This is a genomic window from Micrococcaceae bacterium Sec5.1 (genome assembly GCA_039636795.1).
In the GTDB taxonomy this organism is placed as follows: domain Bacteria; phylum Actinomycetota; class Actinomycetes; order Actinomycetales; family Micrococcaceae; genus Arthrobacter.
Genome location: CP143430.1, coordinates 4,207,862 through 4,226,146, shown reverse-complemented (window position 1 = coordinate 4,226,146; position 18,285 = coordinate 4,207,862). Strand labels below are relative to the sequence as shown.

General features: G+C 62.7%; 16 protein-coding genes. 11 read left to right on the top strand and 5 right to left on the bottom strand.

Annotated features, from left to right (window positions below):
• Window positions 1-35 precede the first annotated feature (35 nt).
• The 4 genes from VUN82_19290 to VUN82_19275 are packed head-to-tail and all read left to right on the top strand — an operon-like array spanning window position 36 to window position 4,776.
• Window positions 36-1,454, top strand: coding sequence for an extracellular solute-binding protein (locus tag VUN82_19290; protein XAS71208.1), 1,419 nt, complete (start codon window positions 36-38; stop codon window positions 1,452-1,454).
• Window positions 1,451-2,413 (top strand): sugar ABC transporter permease, encoded by a 963-nt coding sequence (locus tag VUN82_19285; protein XAS71207.1) that lies wholly within the window; start codon window positions 1,451-1,453, stop codon window positions 2,411-2,413. The genes VUN82_19290 and VUN82_19285 overlap by 4 nt, the downstream gene beginning before the upstream one ends.
• An 8-nt stretch (window positions 2,414-2,421) precedes the next feature.
• Window positions 2,422-3,294 (top strand): carbohydrate ABC transporter permease, encoded by an 873-nt coding sequence (locus tag VUN82_19280; protein XAS71206.1) that lies wholly within the window; start codon window positions 2,422-2,424, stop codon window positions 3,292-3,294.
• 24 nt (window positions 3,295-3,318) lie between these two features.
• The gene (locus VUN82_19275) at window positions 3,319-4,776 is read left to right on the top strand and encodes a glycoside hydrolase family 32 protein (GenBank protein ID XAS71205.1); all 1,458 of its coding nucleotides are present in this window, start codon (window positions 3,319-3,321) and stop codon (window positions 4,774-4,776) included.
• Between the two features lie 36 nt (window positions 4,777-4,812).
• On the opposite strand, the gene VUN82_19270 is transcribed toward VUN82_19275, so the two are convergent.
• Window positions 4,813-5,793, bottom strand: coding sequence for an aldo/keto reductase (locus tag VUN82_19270; protein XAS71204.1), 981 nt, complete (start codon window positions 5,791-5,793; stop codon window positions 4,813-4,815).
• Window positions 5,794-5,949: 156 nt separating this feature from the next.
• On the opposite strand from VUN82_19270, the gene VUN82_19265 reads away from it, so the two are divergent.
• Window positions 5,950-6,825, top strand: coding sequence for a helix-turn-helix transcriptional regulator (locus tag VUN82_19265; GenBank protein XAS71203.1), 876 nt, complete (start codon window positions 5,950-5,952; stop codon window positions 6,823-6,825).
• A 110-nt stretch (window positions 6,826-6,935) separates the two neighbouring features.
• On the opposite strand, the gene VUN82_19260 is transcribed toward VUN82_19265, so the two are convergent.
• Window positions 6,936-7,997 carry a LacI family DNA-binding transcriptional regulator gene (locus tag VUN82_19260; protein ID XAS71202.1) on the bottom strand — a complete coding sequence of 354 codons (1,062 nt, stop codon included), beginning with the start codon at window positions 7,995-7,997 and terminating at the stop codon, window positions 6,936-6,938.
• Between the two features lie 98 nt (window positions 7,998-8,095).
• Between VUN82_19260 and VUN82_19255 the strand changes: the two genes are divergently transcribed.
• Window positions 8,096-8,449 carry a DUF5655 domain-containing protein gene (locus VUN82_19255; protein ID XAS71201.1) on the top strand — a complete coding sequence of 118 codons (354 nt, stop codon included), beginning with the start codon at window positions 8,096-8,098 and terminating at the stop codon, window positions 8,447-8,449.
• A 19-nt stretch (window positions 8,450-8,468) separates the two neighbouring features.
• Here VUN82_19255 and VUN82_19250 read toward each other — a convergent pair whose 3' ends face one another.
• On the bottom strand, window positions 8,469-9,113 hold the full coding sequence (locus VUN82_19250) for a DUF2510 domain-containing protein (protein ID XAS71200.1): 645 nt from the start codon (window positions 9,111-9,113) through the stop codon (window positions 8,469-8,471).
• A gap of 104 nt (window positions 9,114-9,217) precedes the next feature.
• Here VUN82_19250 and VUN82_19245 point away from each other — a divergent pair, with 104 nt between their 5' ends.
• The 5 genes from VUN82_19245 (at window position 9,218) to VUN82_19225 (ending at window position 16,481) form a co-directional block, all read left to right on the top strand.
• Window positions 9,218-9,826, top strand: coding sequence for a hypothetical protein (locus VUN82_19245; GenBank protein ID XAS71199.1), 609 nt, complete (start codon window positions 9,218-9,220; stop codon window positions 9,824-9,826).
• A gap of 60 nt (window positions 9,827-9,886) precedes the next feature.
• A complete protein-coding gene (locus tag VUN82_19240; GenBank protein ID XAS71198.1) occupies window positions 9,887-10,915 on the top strand; it encodes an o-succinylbenzoate synthase in 1,029 nt (342 codons plus the stop codon).
• Window positions 10,916-10,991: 76 nt separating this feature from the next.
• Complete coding sequence (locus VUN82_19235) at window positions 10,992-13,082, top strand: PhoX family phosphatase (GenBank protein ID XAS71197.1); 2,091 nt, start codon at window positions 10,992-10,994, stop codon at window positions 13,080-13,082.
• Between the two features lie 480 nt (window positions 13,083-13,562).
• Window positions 13,563-15,272, top strand: a complete 1,710-nt coding sequence (gene menD / locus VUN82_19230) for a 2-succinyl-5-enolpyruvyl-6-hydroxy-3-cyclohexene-1-carboxylic-acid synthase (GenBank protein ID XAS71196.1) — start codon at window positions 13,563-13,565, stop codon at window positions 15,270-15,272.
• Between the two features lie 255 nt (window positions 15,273-15,527).
• Complete coding sequence (locus VUN82_19225) at window positions 15,528-16,481, top strand: hypothetical protein (GenBank protein XAS71195.1); 954 nt, start codon at window positions 15,528-15,530, stop codon at window positions 16,479-16,481.
• Window positions 16,482-16,599: 118 nt separating this feature from the next.
• On the opposite strand, the gene VUN82_19220 is transcribed toward VUN82_19225, so the two are convergent.
• Both VUN82_19220 and VUN82_19215 read right to left on the bottom strand, forming a co-directional pair.
• Complete coding sequence (locus VUN82_19220) at window positions 16,600-17,391, bottom strand: amino acid ABC transporter ATP-binding protein (GenBank protein XAS71194.1); 792 nt, start codon at window positions 17,389-17,391, stop codon at window positions 16,600-16,602.
• 11 nt (window positions 17,392-17,402) lie between these two features.
• A complete protein-coding gene (locus VUN82_19215) occupies window positions 17,403-18,194 on the bottom strand; it encodes an amino acid ABC transporter permease (GenBank protein ID XAS71193.1) in 792 nt (263 codons plus the stop codon).
• Window positions 18,195-18,285: the final 91 nt, after the last annotated feature.

Genomic DNA, 18,285 nt, shown 5'->3' with positions numbered 1-18,285 from the left:
AGGCTACCTGACACGTGTTAGGGAAGGAAATCTACATGCCGGGAACCAATGGGGCTTTGCGACAGTTCACACGCAGAACAGCCCTCACAGCCCTCGGTGCCGGGATAGTCGGAGCAACAGCGGCGTCGTGGCCGCGATTGACCGGAACAGACATTCCTGGCCGGGGAGACAACAGCCTCAGTATCGCCATCATGGGCACCGCCGCTGACGCCGCAGCCCGCCAGAAAGTCATCGACGCCTTCGCCAAGGTCCACCCAGAGATCAAGGTCAAGGTCCAAGCCATCCAGGCCGTGGACTGGAAGGACTTCTTCACCAAGATCCTCACCATGGTGGCAGCAGGCACACCGCCGGACGTCGTGTACGTGGCCACTGAAGGTGCCCAGCTCTTCGCCGAGAAACTGGCCCATCCGCTGGACGAGTACCTGCGCCGCGACGCCGACCACATGAAGGAGTACTTCGAAGACGTCCACCCCAGCCTGGTGGAAGCCTTCATGTACAAAGGCAGCCTGTTCCAGCTCCCCATCGACTGGAACGCCGCCAACATGTACTACAACACCGCGTCACTCCGTCAGGCCGGCTTGGAACGCCCCGCCGACGACTGGACGCACATGGACTTCCGCAGCACCCTCGCTGCGATGAAGAAAGCCAAGCCGCAGGACTTCACGCCGTACTACTGGACCAACCGCCTCTTCGGTGGAGTGGTGCCATGGCTCTACGCCAACGAGACGAGCTTCCTCAAGGAAACCAAGTCCACCGGCGGCGAATGGCTCTGGGACGGTTTCTACGCCAACGACCCCTCGCGCAGTCTCCGCTCCGGTGGCTACCAGTGGCTCGAACCCAACGCGGACGATCCCAGGGTCTTCGAATCCTTCGACTACCTCCGCAGCCTGGTCAAGGACGGACTGGGTGTCCGGCCAGAGGAAGGCGGCGGTGGCGCACTGATCGGTCTCTTCGCCTCCAACAGGATCGGTACGACGCCGGCGGGCGGCTATTGGGTACAAGGCCTCCACGAGGCGGGGATGACAGAGAACGACTTCGACGTCCAGTTCTTCCCGAAATGGCGGACCCAGCGACACCAATTCGGCACGGCAGGCTACGCGATCATGAAGACCGCCAAGGACAAGGACGCAGCCTGGGAATGGGTGAAGTTCAGCTCCAGCAAAGAGGCCATGCAGATCGTGTTCCCCACACCGAACACCACACCCGCGCGCCGTTCCATGGTCAACGAGAAACTCTATGCCGGCACAGGTCCACGGAACTGGAAGGTCTTCTACGAGACCCTGGACAAATTCCCCACCACAGGTCCCATTCCGGCACCACCCCAGCAGGCCGCCGTCGAAACGGCCCTCATGAAAAACGTATCCCTGGCCGTCAGCGGGGACGAGCGCCAACTCAAGCAGGCCCTCGAATCAATGCAGCGCGATCTTGAACTGGCCCTGAGGAGGCAGCCATGAGCACCGCAACCAGTACCCCCACCGGGACCGGGAAGCAGCCGGGCCGTCAAGCCACCCACAAGCACAGCCAGCCCTCCAAGCGTGGCCGCGTCCAACAGCGCTGGCTGCCATGGGCTTTCCTTGCCCCGACCATCGTGGGCATGGGGATCTTCACCCTCCTGCCGATCGTCGCGTCCCTGGCGCTCGCCTTCTTCCGCTGGGACATCATCTCCGCGCCGACGTTCGTGGGTTTCGATAACTTCGCCGAGGTAGTCCAGGACCCGACCGTCCGCGTCTCCTTCCTTAACACCATCGTGTTCGTCATCGTCGCCGTAGCCCTCCAGCTTGGACTCGCCCTGGGACTGGCGATCATGGTGCAGGAGAAGCTCCCGTCCTGGCTGAGGGTGTTCTTCCGCTCAGCCTTCTTCTTCCCACTGATCCTGTCCGCAGCCTCGGTGTCCATCTTCATGCGCTACCTCTTCAACGAGCAGTTCGGCGTGGTGAATTGGCTGCTCTCGCTCGTAGGCGTCCCAGCGGTGCCGTGGCTGACGACGCCAGGTGGTTCGGCCGCCGTCGTAATTCTTGTGTATGTATGGCAGAACTTCGGATTCTCCTTCCTGCTGTTCATTGGCGGGCTGGCCTCGATCCCGGTGGAGACGTATGAAGCCGCGTCCATCGATGGCGCTACAGGTTGGCGCAAGCATTTCTACGTGACGCTTCCCCTGCTGAGCCCCACCACCTTGGTGGCCTCGGTGATGGCCATCATCAACGCGCTGCAAGTGTTCGATCAGCCCTACGTGCTCACGCGCGGCGGGCCCGGCGACTCGACGCGTACCGCCGTCATGGTGATCTTCGAGTCCGCATTCCAACGCCTCGAGTTCGGGCAAGCCTCGGCGATCGGTGTGATCCTGACGCTCATCATCATGGCCATCACAGCCGCTCAGTTCCGGCTCAGCAAACGATTCGTCTTCTACCAGTAAGGCCCGCCATGACCCTCATCTCAGAACGTGTTGAAACCACGGCGCCTGTGGCTACGCGCAGGAAGCGCGACTGGTCAGTTGCCGGACGTATCGCCGCCTTGCTGATCGCAGCCGTTTTTGTCCTGGGCCCCGTTCTCTGGACGCTTTCCACCTCGCTGCGTCCGCCGTCGGAATCCTTCAAACTGCCACCGGCCTTCCTGCCCCTGAACCCGGATCTGGCGTCCTACCAGCAGGTGTTCAAGCAACTCAACATCGTGGGACTGGTGCTGAACAGTGCCCTGGTGACCGGCCTGATCGCCGTCGGGCAGATGCTCACCGCAGCCCTTGCCGGTTACGCCTTCGCGCACCTTCGTTTTAGGGGACGGGGCGCGTTGTTCTCCATCGTGCTGGCCACGATGATGGTGCCCGCCCAAGTGACGATCGTGCCGGTGTTCATGCTGATCCGTGGTGTCGGGCTCTCGGACACGCTGCTCGCGTTGATCATTCCGGCCATCCCGACGGCGTTCGGCACCTTCCTGATGCGCCAGTACTTCCTGGGGTTGCCCAGTGAGCTCGCTGAAGCGGCGGCGATCGACGGCGCCTCGCCGTGGCGTACCTTCCGCTCCGTCTACGCACCGCTGGCTGTGCCGGGCCTGGCGATCGTGGGCATCCTGGCGTTCAACTTCCACTGGAACGAGTTCTTCAGGCCACTCATCATGACCATCTCCGAGCAAAACTTCACGCTGCCCTTGGGCCTGGTGTCGCTGCAGGGCAACCTGGGCACCGGAAGCATCTCCGTGGTGCTGGCAGGCGTCGTCCTCTCCATGATTCCCGCGCTGGTGGTGTTCATGTTCGGCCAGCGCGCACTGCAGGACGGACTCACCGCTGGAACGGGCAAGTAACTCCTCTGATTGAAAGGGTTCCAATTGATGGACCTTGCAGTTTCTGATTCCCTGTTGTCTGCTTCGACGCACCCGGATCCGGCCTTCCCGCGCTTCCACCCGCGCCCGGCCCAAGGCTGGATCAATGATCCCAACGGAATCAGCTACATCAACGGCCGGTACCACGTCTTCTTCCAGTACAACCCCTCGTCTGCGCGGCACTCACAGATCAACTGGGGGCACGTGAGTTCCTCTGACCTGGTCCATTGGGAAGAACACCCTGTTGCGCTTTCGCCTCAGCCGGGCGGTCCCGATTCCGCAGGCTGCTGGACGGGTGTGGTGACCTCTGATGGTGGGGTGCCCACCGCTTGTTATTCGGGTGTCCAGGACCACGGCGGCCATTCGCAGGTGGTGATTGCCCGTGGTTCGGCCGATCTGGTGACGTGGGAGCAGACCGGCCATGTTGCTGCATCCATGCCCTCTGATCCTCTGGTCACAGCCGTGCGCGATCCCTTTATCTTCCACTTCAACGGTGCTCGATACGCCATCCAGGGAGCTGGTCTATCTGATGGGCGCGCCGCTTTGCTGCTGTACACGGTGGAGTCCCTTGACGACTGGAAGTACGAGGGCATCTGGCTAACCTCTGCTGATCCCGTGGCGGCAGTTCACACGCCGGCCGAGATTTGGGAGTGCCCGCAACTGGTGCAGGTGCCTTCTTCCTCCGGGGCCGCTGCGTGGGTGATGATGTTCTCGCTCTGGCTCTCTGGCGACGACCACGAGCACGCCAACGGGGTTGGGCATCTGATCGGTTCCCTGGCTTCGGATCCTGTCTCCGGGTTGCCTGTGTTTGTGGCGTCCTCCGGTGGGAAATCGGATCTCGGGCGCGACTTCTACGCACCGCAGGTTGTCCAGCTCTCTTATGCTTCCTCGGCTTCTTCGCCTGCGGCCTTGTTGTGGGGGTGGGCTAACGAAGGTCCGGGTCGGGATGGTCGCCGAGGTCGCACCCAGGAAGAAATCGACGACGCCGGATGGTCGGGCGTGCTGACACATCCTCGCGTTCTGTCCGTGGTTGACGGGGCACTGGCTGTTTCCCCGGCGCCCGAGGTGCAGGCGTACAGGGGTGCTGCTGTTGTTGAGGGGGCTGCCCTTGCTGCGGATGCTGCGGGCTCGGTGGCGGTTCCCGCGTTTGCCGAGGTGCTCGTGACAGGTGCTGCTGTGCCTTCTGGTGCTGAGTCTTCTGGTGCTGAGTCGTCCGGCGATGTGGAGCTGGCGCTCGTTTCGGGTTCAGAGGGCTCCGGGGACAACCGGCAAGTGATCTACTCGGGTTCATTAGCTCCAGGGGAGGAGCTCCGGATCTTCATCGATGCTTCCCTGGTGGAGGTCTACCGCACGGGTTCAGTGGCGACGACGCTTCGCGCCTACCCGGCGGCCGGCGAGGAGTGGCAGCTCACCCTGCCCGCCGGCGCAACTGCCAACGTGTGGGAGTTGACGCTCCCCGAGTAGGCGGCAGGCCGACGTCGTGCGTTGGGGGGGCAGGATTCAACTGTCAATCGAGGCCATGTTGGCTTCGTCATGGCGTTCGCCCGCGGCTGGTTGGAGCGAGTTCAGCCGCTCCACTTGGTGGTTAGTGAGTTTGATGCCGGCGGCGGCTGTGTTTTCCTCGACCCGTGAAACACGACGGGTTCCGGGGATCGGGGCGATGTCGTCGCCTCGCGTCAGTAGCCAGGCGAGGGCAGTTTGTGCGGGGGTGGCTCCGATTTCGGCACCGATTGCCTTCACTTCCTCAACGATCGCGAGATTCCGGCGGAAGTTCGCGCCCGTGAAGCGCGGGTTGGTCTTGCGCCAGTCGTCGTCGGCGAAGTCCTCCACCGAGCGGATCTGACCGGTCAGCAGGCCGTGGCCAAGTGGTGAGTAGGGGACGAAGCCAATGCCGAGTTCACGTAGCAGTGGCAAGATCTCTTCCTCCACGTCTCGGGTCCACAGCGAGTACTCCGTCTGCAATGCACTGACCGGATGGACAGCGTGTGCCCTGCGGATGGTCTCCGGCGAGGCTTCTGACAGCCCGAAGTGCAGGACTTTGCCCTCAGTGATCAGGTCCGCCACGGCGCCTGCAGTTTCTTCGATCGGCGTAGTCTTGTCGACGCGGTGCTGGTAGTAGAGGTCAATGTGATCTGTGCCGAGGCGCTTGAGGGAGCCTTCCACCGCGGCTTTCACATTGGCAGCGCTGCTGTCCGTGACTCCAGGGCCGCCGTCGAAGTGGGACACTAAGCCGAATTTTGTCGCGATCTTGACCTGGTCCCGGCGTCCCTTAATCGCCTGGCCGACGATCTCCTCGCTCAGGAATGGCCCGTAGATCTCGGCCGTGTCGATGTGGGTGACGCCGAGATCGAGAGCCCGATGGACGGTGCGGATCGACTCTGCGTTATCCAGCGAGCCTTCGCTGGTGTAGATGCCAGCCATGGTCATGGCTCCGAGTCCAATGGCGGAGACTTCCAGGCCTCCGAGGCGTGTGGTCTTCATAGTGTTGTGGTCCTTTTGTTGTGTGTGCTGGCTCGTTGTCGTGCCATTGAGGTGATAGATCCAGTAAAGGAGAACGCGTGAGGCGGAGGCAGGCCCGCTTTATAGGGTTAATAAGCGGGCCCCTCTACGGGGAAGCCGCTGACGTACATTTGGAGCATGACCACCTCCGCCAACATTCGCGAGTTCCTCATTTCGCGACGGTCGCGGCTAACCCCGGCTGAAGCGGGATTGCCGGACTTCGGAGGTCGTCGTCGTGTGCCCGGGCTTCGCCGCGAAGAAGTCGCGCTGCTCGCCGGGATGAGCGTTGAGTATTACGTGCGGCTGGAACGGGGCAACGCATCAGGGATATCCGACGCGATCCTTGACGGGATCAGTCGTGCGCTTAAGCTCGACGACGCCGAGCACGCCCACTTGTATGATCTGGTTCGTGCCGCAAACATGGGTGCGAGGACGCCGCAACGAAAGCCCGCGTCCCGAACCCATCAGATCCGCCCCGGCACCCGGCAGCTACTGGACGCGATGACATTCCCTGCAATCGTCCAGAATGGCCGGATGGACGTCGTCGCGAGCAACGCCCTGGGGCGTGCCCTCTTCTCCGAGATGTATGCGGAGCCCCGCGAGCCGGTGAACTTCGCGCGTTTCCTCTTCCTGAACCCCCGAGCCAAGTTGGCCTACCGAGAGTGGAACGACTCGTCGGAGCAAGTTGTCGCCCTGCTCCGCGCTGAATCAGGGCGAGTCCCGTCCGATCGTGCCCTCCGGAACCTCATCGAAGAGCTCATCAACGGCAGCAGCGAGTTCGCAGCGCTTTGGGAAGCCCACGACGTGCGGATACACCTGGCCGGCAAGAAGCTCTTCCACCACCCGGACGTGGGCGACCTGGATCTCAGCTACGAGGCCATGCAACTGATGACCGATCCGGGCCTCCAATTAGTCGGTTTCACAGCCGAACCCGGCTCCGCCACTGACCACGCTCTCCGTCTGCTCGGGAGCCTGGTTGCGCGGCACCCTGAGGAGATCGGGCTCGAGAGGTAGAAGGCGCGTCCGGCGTGGATGGATCGACGTCGGACGCCCGCTATTTCGTTGTTGGCCGACAACGGAATAGCGGGTCAGCAACGGGGTTGCCCAGAGAATCGGTGAACGTGTCAGCGCGTTGGCGCCGGGCCGGTTGATTCCCGGATGACGAGTCGGCAGGAGACCATTGTTTCCACACTCGTTTCCGTGGTGCCTTCTGTGCCGGCGGGTATGCCCTCGATCCTGTCCAGAAGTGTGGTCATGGCCGCGCGGCCGATCTCACGCAGCGGCAGGGCCATGGTGGTGAGGGCGGGGACCATGGTGTCGGCGATGCGTGATTCGTCGTCGTAACCCATCACCGAGAGATCGGTAGGGATGTTCAGGCCTAAACGGGCGGCAGCCAGGGCAACACCGATTGCCAGGCGGTCATTCGCGCACATGATGGCCGTGGGCCGCTCAGCCGGGGACACGCCGTCGAGCAGTTTCATGGCGCCATGGAAACCGGCGTCGATATCCCAACCCGCCATGGTGATCCGGTCCGCGCGAACCGACAGGCCGGCCGCAGCAAACGCATCGCGGTAGCCCTCGACGCGCAGGGGAGCGGCCGGGGATTCCTCAGCGCCAGCGAGCAAGGCGATGTCCCGATGGCCCAACTGCAGCAGGTGCTCGGTAGCGTCCCTGCCGCCAGTGATTTCGTCCGGGATGACGTGATGAAGTTGAGGTTTGGGGCTGCTGTCGTAGCAATTGGCCAGGACTGACGGGACCCGCAGCATGCCGTGGGGGACGTCGAGCGGCTTCAAACCCACAGTCACGTACATGAGCCCGTCCACTTGGCGGTCCAGGAGGGTTTCGATTGCGCTCGCATCCCGGGCGGTGTCGCGCTCTGTATCCATGACGACGGTGACGAACCCCCTGCTGCGGGCGACGTCGTCCGCGCCACCGATGATGTTGCCGTCGAATGGGCTGACCACAACTTCGTCGGACAGTATGCCGATCACCCGCGATCGCTGATTCCGCAGGCTGAGCGCGATCGCGTTGGGGGAGTAGTTGAGTTCCTGTGCGGCCAGACGGATCCGGTCCTGGCTCTCCTTGGCCACGTTGCCGTCGCCGCGGCCATTGAGCACCAGCGAGACCGCGCTTCTGGACACTCCCGCCCTTTTGGCGACGTCCAGTGCAGTGGCCTTGCGGTTCATCGGGAGGTCCTTCCATCCGTCATTTGTCAGCAGTCTACCTAACGCGTGTGAGGACTGGTGCCGTCCCGGTTCAGGGAAGCGACACTTATGCTGGCAGCATGGCACGCACCGCTAAAGAGCGCATTGAAACCGACCCTGCTTCATCCGGCATTTTCCAGGCACTCATGGATTCACTCTCCGCGTTGGAAGGCTGCGAATTACAAGAGAACGCCTCATCCTTCCACGTCACACACGGGCGCGCGTTTCTGGGGATCCATCCTCGTCGTGGCGGCATTCTGGTCAACATAGTTCTCGAGGGCGAGCTTGAGTCAGACCGCGTTCACCGGGCTGAGCGCGTATCCAGTAACCGTTGGCACAACGAAGTCATCGTGAAGGACGCCAGTGAAATTGACGCCGAGTTCCTGGGCTGGGTTCGTGCGGCGTATGCGCTTACTGCGGAGATCTTGCCCTGAGAGGCGGGCAGCATCAGTTCTACGTGGCGACCGAGTAGCCCATGGAAGAGAACATGGACTGCATCATCGCCATGGATTTGGCAATGGCAACTCCATAGAAGAGAACCATGCCAGCCGCCATGAGCCAGATGGGCCACAGCCCGCGTGGCTGCGCAACCTTGTACACGATCACCGAACGCCCGACAACGTACACAACTGCACCCAGGAAGGCCCATGCCCAGTGGAAAGGACGCACCACGCCTGAACGGGATAACCGCTGATAGTCCACCGCCGCCAAAGCGACAGAACCGGCATAAATGAGGAAAGCCCCGCCTGCCATGACGAAATACCCGGGTGTATAGAGGGAGAAGGGGTCAATCGTGGTGATGCCCTGGCGGGTTGTCATGTAACGGAACTCTGGATTCCACGTCAGAATCAACACGGCCTGGAGAAACGGGAAGGCAGCGATTATCCAAATGAAGGCGTTGTAAACAGCAGAGTGGGGACTTATTAGAGGCCTTGGGGGTTTTACGTATTTGCCTTGGAACTGTGGTTGGAACTGCCCTGGCGGCGGAGCCAGCTGGGCCGTCCATTGCACTCCATCCCACCAGCGCATCTGCTGTGGGAAGGAAGGATCCGGGTACCAGCCGGCGGGCGTCGTGGAGCCGTTGGGTGCGTGCGTCATATTTCCCCTGAAAATGAGTCGTGAATCAGAGGATAGCGCGGTTCCACGATTCCGTTCGGATGGCAACCCTGCCTTTAGCTGTCGTGGCGGTGTAAGCATGGAGCATGACGTTCTTCGACGATCTTCCAGAGCCACCCCAGCGTCCGCGCCAACCCCAGCCACTCCGCCCCGGGTGGTCCGGTCCGCCGTCGGACGAGCTGCCTGGCGTGGTTCACATCGGGGAGTTCGTTCACAACAGCCGGCAGATGGTGATGGCCTTGAAACTGGTGGAGGTGTATTCCACGGGATGTGTTTTGGACCTCGTGTGGTCGGTTCGCCGTGGCGACGAATCGGACAGGGAGTGGCGGGACGTCATGGATCGGTCCTTCAACCATCCGCGCTCAAGCCTGGATATCGGATCAGGTTTACAGGTCGGCGTCGCTTTCCCCGATGGGCGCAAGGCAGTGGCAGCCATCCACGGGCCGGCCATGTACGAAGGGACGGAGGACGCCACCGGCCCCGTCCTTACTACTCTTGGCGGCGGTGGCGGTAGCAGCAATGATGAGGTCGTTCAGTCGACGGCGCACTACTGGTTGTGGCCTTTACCGCTCGACGGCGATACGCAACTGGTGGCTCGGTGGGATGAGCTGGGGATGCCCGAAAGTTCCCTCACCTTGTCCGGTGAGCAGTTGGGCGATGCACTGGGCAAGATACGGAAATACTGGACGGAGTAGTTGTCCACATAGCCCAATTGACCTGCCCTTGGCCTGATGAGCCGCCGGTACAGTGGCAATATGCCCGCTCGCCTTCCTGATGTGCCGCCGCTCGAAGAACTCCTCGATAATGCCCACGTTGTTTCACTGCCCATGCGCGTGAAGTTCCGCGGCATCATGGAGCGGGAAACACTTCTCTTGAAAGGGCCTCTGGGTTGGGGTGAATTCTGCCCCTTTCCGGAATACGACGACGACGAATCCTCGCGTTGGCTCTCTGCCGCCTTGGAAGCAGGCTGGACTGGGTTCCCTTCAGCTCTTCGGGAGAGCATTCCCGTGAACGCCACCGTTCCCGCAGTCCCTGCGGAGCGTGTGCCGGAAGTGCTTGCGCGGTTCGGCCGGGTGGATGCCGTCAAGATCAAAGTTGCTGAGCGTGGTCAATCTCTTGCCGACGACCTCGCAAGGGTCACCGCCGTGCGCGGCGCCCTCCCAGGCGCCGCCATCCGCGTCGATGCCAACGGGGGCTGGGAGGTTGACCAGGCTGTAGAGGCACTGGGCAAACTGTCAGTCGTCGGACTTGAATACGCGGAACAACCTGTGTCGGACATTGAGGGCTTAGCTGAGGTGCGACGCCGCCTTGCCACAGTGGGAACGCCCGTCCTGATAGCCGCCGACGAAAGCGTCCGGAAAGAAGCGGACCCCCTTCGCGTTGCCAGGGCGGGGGCCGCTGACCTGATCGTCGTAAAGGTAGCGCCGCTAGGGGGAGTGGCACGCGCCCTGGACATCGTCGCCCAAGCTGGCCTCCCCGCCGTCGTCAGCTCCGCCCTCGATACCTCCATTGGAATCCGTGCTGGTTTGGCGCTCGCCGCCGCACTGCCTTCGCTTCCATACGCCTGCGGGCTTGGCACCGTTTCGCTCTTCGCCTCGGACATCACCCTGGATCCCTTGGTAGCCGACGACGGCGCCATCCACCTTCGCGAGGCCGTCGCCGATCCCGGGCTGCTGGAGCACTATGCGGCACCGGGGGAACGTCGCGACTGGTGGTTGGAGAGGCTGCGTCGCGTACATTCGGCGCTCGCTTCCTCCCAAGAGGACCTGTTCACCGAAACTTAACCAGAGTGTCCTCTCGGATTCGGATTGCGCTGAAAGGCTCAGCGGGAACCTCGTACATTCTCTGGAAGGTCCCCTCATGTCTGATACCACCGGACGCACGTTCCCACTGCTGCCCATGTTCGGCCACACCAAAGGCAAGCGCAGCGCGGTCACGTGCGCTCTCAAGTGCGACAACGCCTGTGCCGGCGATGTTTGCAACACCAGCTCCAACGGCTACTTCCGCGACATCGCCTCAACGGCCATGAGCCGCCGCGCCGCCCTGGGGCTTGGCGCCGCCGGTGCGCTCGCCGTCGTTCTTGGTAGTGCAGTGACTGGTGCCGACTCAGCGGTTGCCGATGCCGGCAACGGTTTGTCAGACGCAGCCAAGAAGGGCTTCGGGAAGTCCAAGCTCCAGTTCACGGCAATCAAGCCAGTGGACGCCGCTGTTGACGCGTTCACAGTTCCAGAGGGGTTCGACTGGAAGCCGATCATCCGCTGGGGCGACCCCCTTTTCGCTGATTCGCCGGCCTTCAACCTCAACGCGCAGACTGCTGCCGCCCAGGCACGCCAGTTCGGGTACAACAACGATTACACAGACATCATCCCCGTTCCCGGGTCCAAGGACCGCCGAGCCGTCTTGTTCACGAATCATGAATACACCAACGAGAACATCATGCTGCCGGCAGGTTTTGACGCCGCTGAAACCCGTGCCATTGGTCGAGCCGGTCACGGCCTGACGGTGGTGGAGTTGGAGCGCAAGAACAAGAACCAGCCCTGGAGCTACGTTCAGGGTGCACCCCTGAATCGGCGCTTCCTCACGGACACCGTCTACGAGCTGACCGGCGCTGCTGCAGGCACCAACCTGGTCAAGACAATCGATGACCCGGACGGCCGCTGGATCAAGGGAACCTTGGGCAACTGCTCCGGCGGAACCACACCGTGGGGAACCATCCTCTCGGGCGAAGAGAACTTCAACGGCTACTTCGCTGCCCCCGGCACCAGCGACGGCGACAAGCGCTACGGCATTTCTGCAAAGCCGACCACGCGTCAGTGGGAACTCGACGAGCACCGCTTCGACACGCGCAACGCTGGCTACGCCAACGAGACCAACCGCTTCGGCTGGATCGTGGAAGTTGACCCGTTCGACCCCACCTCGACTCCGAAGAAGCACTCCGCCATGGGCCGCTTCAAGCATGAAGGCGCCAATGTGATTGTGGCTCCGTCGGGCCAGGTTGTGGCGTACATGGGTGACGACGAGCGCTTCGATTACCTCTACAAGTTCGTGTCCAAGGGCAAATACCAGCCCGGCGACTCAGCTGAGGCGCGGAAGAACAACATGAGCCTGCTCTCCGAAGGTGATCTGTACGTTGCGCGCTTCACCGGTGACTCCCCGGCGACAGAAATTGATGGCACGGGCAAGGTTCCCACCGACGGTGCCTTTGACGGCACCGGCGAGTGGTTGCCGCTGGTGGTGGGTGGCGTCTCGGCGGTTCCGGGCATGTCTGCTGCTGAAGTCCTGGTCTACACACGCCTTGCCGCTGACAAAGTGGGCCCCACCAAGATGGACCGCTGCGAAGACGTCCAGCCCAACCTGCTCACGGGCAAGGTTTACGTGGCCTGCACCAACAACTCGGACCGCGGCAAGGCCGGCAAGGAAGGCGCCACCGAGGTCAACCCCCGAACGCTGAACCGTGACGGCCACATCGTGGAAATCACTGAAGGCCCGGATCAGACGGGCACCAAGTTCAACTGGACCCTGCTGCTGGTGGCCGGTGACCCCGCCAAGAACACGTCCACGTATTTCTCAGGATTCCCGGCGGACAAGGTTTCCCCGATCTCCTGCCCGGACAACGTGGCCTTCGACTCTGTAGGCAACCTCTGGATCTCCACCGACGGTGCACCTTCCACCATTGGCTACGCAGACGGGCTGTTCAAGGTCACCCTCGAAGGCCCCGAACGCGGAAAGGTGGAGCAGTTCCTCGCAGTCCCGCGCGAAGCCGAGACCTGTGGCCCGATCGTCCACGACGAGGAGCGCAGCGTTTTCGTAGCGGTCCAGCACCCGGGCGAGGAAGGCACGTTCGCGGACCAGCACTCGTTCTTCCCGGACTACGTGGACGCTGGAGCCACCCCGGCGACCGGTGCAGTGCGGGCGCCACGGCCGTCGATCGTCCAGGTGTTCCGCAAGTAACGTAGGCGGCAGAATCGCTCCCTCCCCCGGGTTGACGGGTGGGGGAGCGCTTCTATCTTCCCGATGCTCTCTCACGTCCTGCGGCTTTCTGACGGATCTTCTCTCACGTCCTGCGGCTTTTCGGCGGTTGTTCTTTCACTTCCCGCGGCTTTTGGGCGATCGTTCTATCACTTCCCGCGGCTTTTGGGCGATCGTTCTTTCACTTCCCACGGGTTCGGGCTGCTCCTTTTCGTGGCCCATGATGTGCGAGAGCATCCGGTGGAAGCCGGCACGATGTGCGAGAGGATCCAATGGAGGCCGGTTGGATGTGCGAGAGGATCCGGTGGAGGCCGGTTGGATGTGCGAGAGGATCCGGTGGAGGCCGGTTGGATGTGCGAGAGGATCCGGTGGAAGCCGGTGGGATGTGCGAGAGGATCCGGTGGAAGGCGGTGGGATGTGAGAGAGGGATTGGGGTTCCGTCGACGCCAATAGACTGGAATGGTGACTTCCCAGGACTCTCTGACATCCATCGCCGCCGCCAGAATCGCCGTTACGGCATTGCTCGACGGCGGTGTGCGGCACGTGGTGGTGGCGCCAGGTTCACGTTCTGCACCCATGGCCTACGCCCTCGCCGAGGCAGAAGCGGCGGGTAAAGTTCTCCTCCATGTCAGGATCGACGAACGAGATGCAGGGTTCACGGCATTGGGTCTCGCCCTGGCAACCGAAGCGCCCGCCGCCGTCCTGACAACCTCGGGTACCGCCGTCGGGAATCTGCTGCCCGCCGTGATGGAGGCCAACCACTCGGCCGTGCCGCTGGTGGTCGTCTCCGCGGACAGGCCGGAGGAGCTTCACGGTACCGGGGCGAACCAGACCACAATTCAGCTGGACCTGTTCGGCGATCACGTTCGCTTCGCCGTCGACGTCGCCGCGGGGGACAGCCCTCAGAGGGCAGTGGCCACCGCACTGTATGCCGCCACCGGTGCCCTCGAGGACACGCCGCCGGGCCCAGTTCAGGTGAACCTCGCGTTCCGCGACCCGTTGGTTCCAGGCCCCGGCGATGCCCTTCCCGCTGCCGCCGGTCACAGCGTGTTCCATTACGACGCCGGTCCCCAGGCGCTGGATCTCCCGGCGGCTTCGAACGAGCTCGCCGAGCGACGCACCGTGGTTCTCGCAGGTCATGACGCCGGTCCCGTGGCCGAGGCCTTCGCACGCGCCCACGGCCTTCCCTTGCTCGCCGAACCCTCATCCAATGCGCGTTTCGGGCCCAACGCCGTGGGCCCATACCGGGTTCTGCTGGAGCACTTCGGCCCAGACTCGGCTACACCGATTGAGCGCGTGGTCCTGTTCGGCAGGGCCACCCTTTCCAGGCCGGTGGCCTCGCTGTTGGCTCGCCCCGCCGTCGAATCCGCCATCTACCAGCCGGTCCCCGTGGCCTGGTACGAGGCCGGCCGTCGCCGCGAGACACCCATCGAAACCCTCCCTGAGTTGGCTAGATTTGCCGGCCGGGGCTCAGACGAGTGGCTGGATTCCTGGCTCTTGGCCGGGGCTGCCGCCCAACATGCCTTGGACGGAATATTGGCCGGGGAATCGGCTGCCAACGGTCCTTCCGTCGGCGCCACCGTCTGGGAGCACTCGCGAGGCAAATTGGTCCTCGGATCCTCCAACGGCATCCGCGACGTCGACCTCGCCGGCCAACCGCACCCCGACCCCATCGCCACCGTCTACGCCAACCGCGGCCTCGCCGGCATCGACGGCACCATCGCCACGGCCACCGGAATTGCCCTCGGCAGCGGACGCGAAACCACACTTCTCCTGGGCGACGTCACCTTCCTCCACGACGCCGGCGGACTGCTTCTCGGCCACGGCGAACCCATCCCCGACCTTCGGATCGTGGTCCTCAACGACTCCGGCGGCGCCATCTTCAGCCTCCTCGAACACGGCGCGGTGGAGGACTCAGGGGCCTACGGCACCGCCGTCGAACGCCTCTTCAGCACCCCCCACTCCGTGGACATCGCGGCACTCGCGGCGGCCTACGGCGTCGGACATCAGGCGGTAAGCACGACGGCGGAACTCGCAGAGGCGCTCAAGTCACCGCTGAAGGGACGCACCATTGTGGAGGTGCGCGTGGACCGGGCAGGGCTGCGCGGACTTCATGCCCGCATCAAGGAAGCAGTGTCCGGTGCCGTGGGCAAGGTGCTGACGGCAGGCTAGCCGGGGTTCCACGCCACCCAAATTCGCCCACGCCACATACATGTCTCCCCGCTGCTCAAACGGACAGGTGACACTTGGATATGGGCGTCACTGGCGGGCATATGTGTCAGCAGGCAGTTCGAGTGTCGTGCCGGAGTCCGCACGGGTGGCGGATCCCGTGAGGGTGGCCGCATGCATCCGGAAGGGTGCGATGAGATTTCCACATACGGCCACCAAGCCCTCCTCTTTGACCCGGCGAGTCTAAAGACTTGCTCCATGCGGACCCTACCCAAACTCATTCTTGCCAAGGACTTATCCCTCATTGGCGGGGACTCCCGCAAACTGTCGATGGCAGCTAAGAGTGGGAATCTCGTGAGAGTCCGCCACGGAGTCTATGTCGATGCGAAAAGATGGGCAGCCCTGGAGAAATGGGAGCGTTATGCCCTGAGCGTTGCGGCTGCTGCTGAGACATTTACTTCCGCCACGGTGTTCTCGCACCACTCCGCGGCCACCATTCATGGCATTCCAACGATCGTCGGACGACAACCCGTTCACGCACTCAGCTCCTACGCCGGCGGGGGAAGGTCCAGAGCAGGCGTCCGGCGGCACTATGTCAGCGATGGTCTCCAGGAAGCCGAGGAAGCGAACGGTTTCCTTGTGACGGGCCGGGTCAGGACGGCACTGGACATCGCAGCCTCCGTGCCATTTGCCGAGGCTGTTGTTCCCGTGGATTTCCTCTTATCCCAGGGACGTCATCGCAAACCCGTAACGAGGGATGAGCTGCTGAATAATATTGATTCCCGGTATTCGAAGGCCGCCGCCAAGCGCGTGGCAGCGGTTGTTCAATTTGCTGCTACAAATTCAGGTTCGCCGGGGGAGTCCTACTGTCGGGGGCTCATGCATCTCGCCGGTTTCGCTGCTCCCGAGTTGCAGTATGAAGTTCGAACGAAAGTAGGGGTCGTCTATACGGACTATTACTGGAAGGACGCCAGGGTGGTGGGGGAATTCGATGGCCGCGAAAAGTATCTGAAACCGGAATTCCTGAAGGGCCGGACACCCTCTCAGGTTGTGATCGAGGAGAAGAGCCGCGAAGATGCGATACGTGCCACAGGGAGAAGTGTGTTCCGGTTGGTGTGGAGTGACCTGACAGTTAGCAAGCTGGAACGTGAGCTTGCGACAGCCGGGGTTCCCCGCCGCCGTCGTGCTTCTGCAGGACACGCAAATTCGTAGCGGACACAAATACGGGAGGGCGACACCTATATATAGGTGTCGCCCTCCCGTTGGCGTGGCGCTGAAGAAGATGCGCGGCGCTAAACGAACTTGCGTGGCGTCAGCGGGCCGGAAGGCCCTAGTCCTCCACGACGTCGATGTGCGTCGGGTCCAGGACGCGGCGCAGGAATTCCTTGGTTCGCGCCTGGGTCGGGGCGCTGATGACGTGTTCTGCAGGGCCTTCTTCCACTACGACGCCGGCGTCCATGAAGACCACGCGGTCAGCCACTTCGCGGGCGAAGCCCATCTCGTGGGTGACCACCAGCATGGTCATGCCTTCCTGGGCCAGCTTGCGCATGACGGCGAGGACATCGCCCACGGTTTCGGGGTCAAGGGCAGATGTTGGCTCGTCGAAGAGCATCAGCTGCGGATCCATGGACAGTGCCCGGGCAATGGCCACGCGCTGCTGCTGGCCGCCGGAGAGCTGGTCCGGGAAACGGTCAGCCAAGTGTCCAAGGCCAACGCGCTCAAGGTTGCGGCGTGCTACCTCACCGGCCTCGGACTTGGACCGCTTGAGGACCTTCATCTGGGAGATGGTGCAGTTGTCCAGCACGCTCAGGTGGGGGAACAGGTTGAAGTGCTGGAACACCATGCCAACGCTTTGGCGCATGCGGTTGAGGTCCACGTCGGGGTCGGTTGCCTCGAACTTGCCCACGTTGATGGTGCCCGCATTCGGGTGCTCAAGCAGGTTCACGCAGCGCAGGAGGGTGGATTTTCCGGAACCGGAAGGGCCGATCAGGCAGACAACCTGGCCTGGTTCCACGTTCAGCGAGATGCCCTTGAGGACCTCATTGCTTCCGTAGGATTTGCGGAGGTCCTGGATATTCACGCCAGCGGCGCGAACGGAGGTGCTCCCATTGGAGTTGTTCATGATTGTCCTGCCTATCGATTCGCCCGCGCGGAGCGGCTTTCGAACTTCCGTGCCAGGAGGCTCAGGGGGATGGTGATGACCAGGTAGAAGGCACCGGCCACGAGCAACGGGGTCAGCCCGGCTCCGAGGCTGGAGATGCCGTCGCGGCCAAATTTGGTCAGCTCATACTGGGACGCGGTGAGGCCCAGGACGTAGATCAGCGAGGAGTCCTTGGTGAGGAGGATGACCTCGTTGGTCAGCGGCGGCAGGACGATTTTGAAGGCCTGCGGAATGACGATGGAGACCATCGCGCGCCAGTGCGGCATTCCAAGGGAGCGGGCGGCTTCCATCTGTCCCCGGGGGACAGCCTGGAGGCCAGCACGCAGGGTTTCAGCGATGTATGCCGAAGCCACCATACCGAGGGAAACCATGACCACAATGTTGACATCCCACTGCACGCCGAAGGCCAGGGGTACGCCGTAGCCGAAGGCGATGAACACCAGCAGGGCGGGGACGCCACGGAAGAATTCGATGTATCCGGTAGCGAGCCAGCGGTACAGCGGGAAAGAGGAGAGCTTCATCAGTGCGAGCAGCAGACCACCGGAGAGGCCCAAAACGAAGGCAAGCGCTGTGTAGATAAGTGTGTTCTTGAGCCCGATCAGGAAGATGTCGGGGAACATCGGGCCAATTTTGGCGAAGTTGAAGACGCTGTTTCCAACGGTCTTCCAATCCACGGCGAGGATCAAAGCGGCCACGGCCACAACGAAGATCCCGGCTTGGACGTTCAGACTGACTTTGGCTCGTTGACGTGTAGTCATTGCCATGGTGTTCTCACATTCGTGTTGCGCAGGTGGGGCCCCGAACGGACTGCCTGGACAGATCGTTGCGGGGCCCGCCTGCGTGATTCTTGGGAGC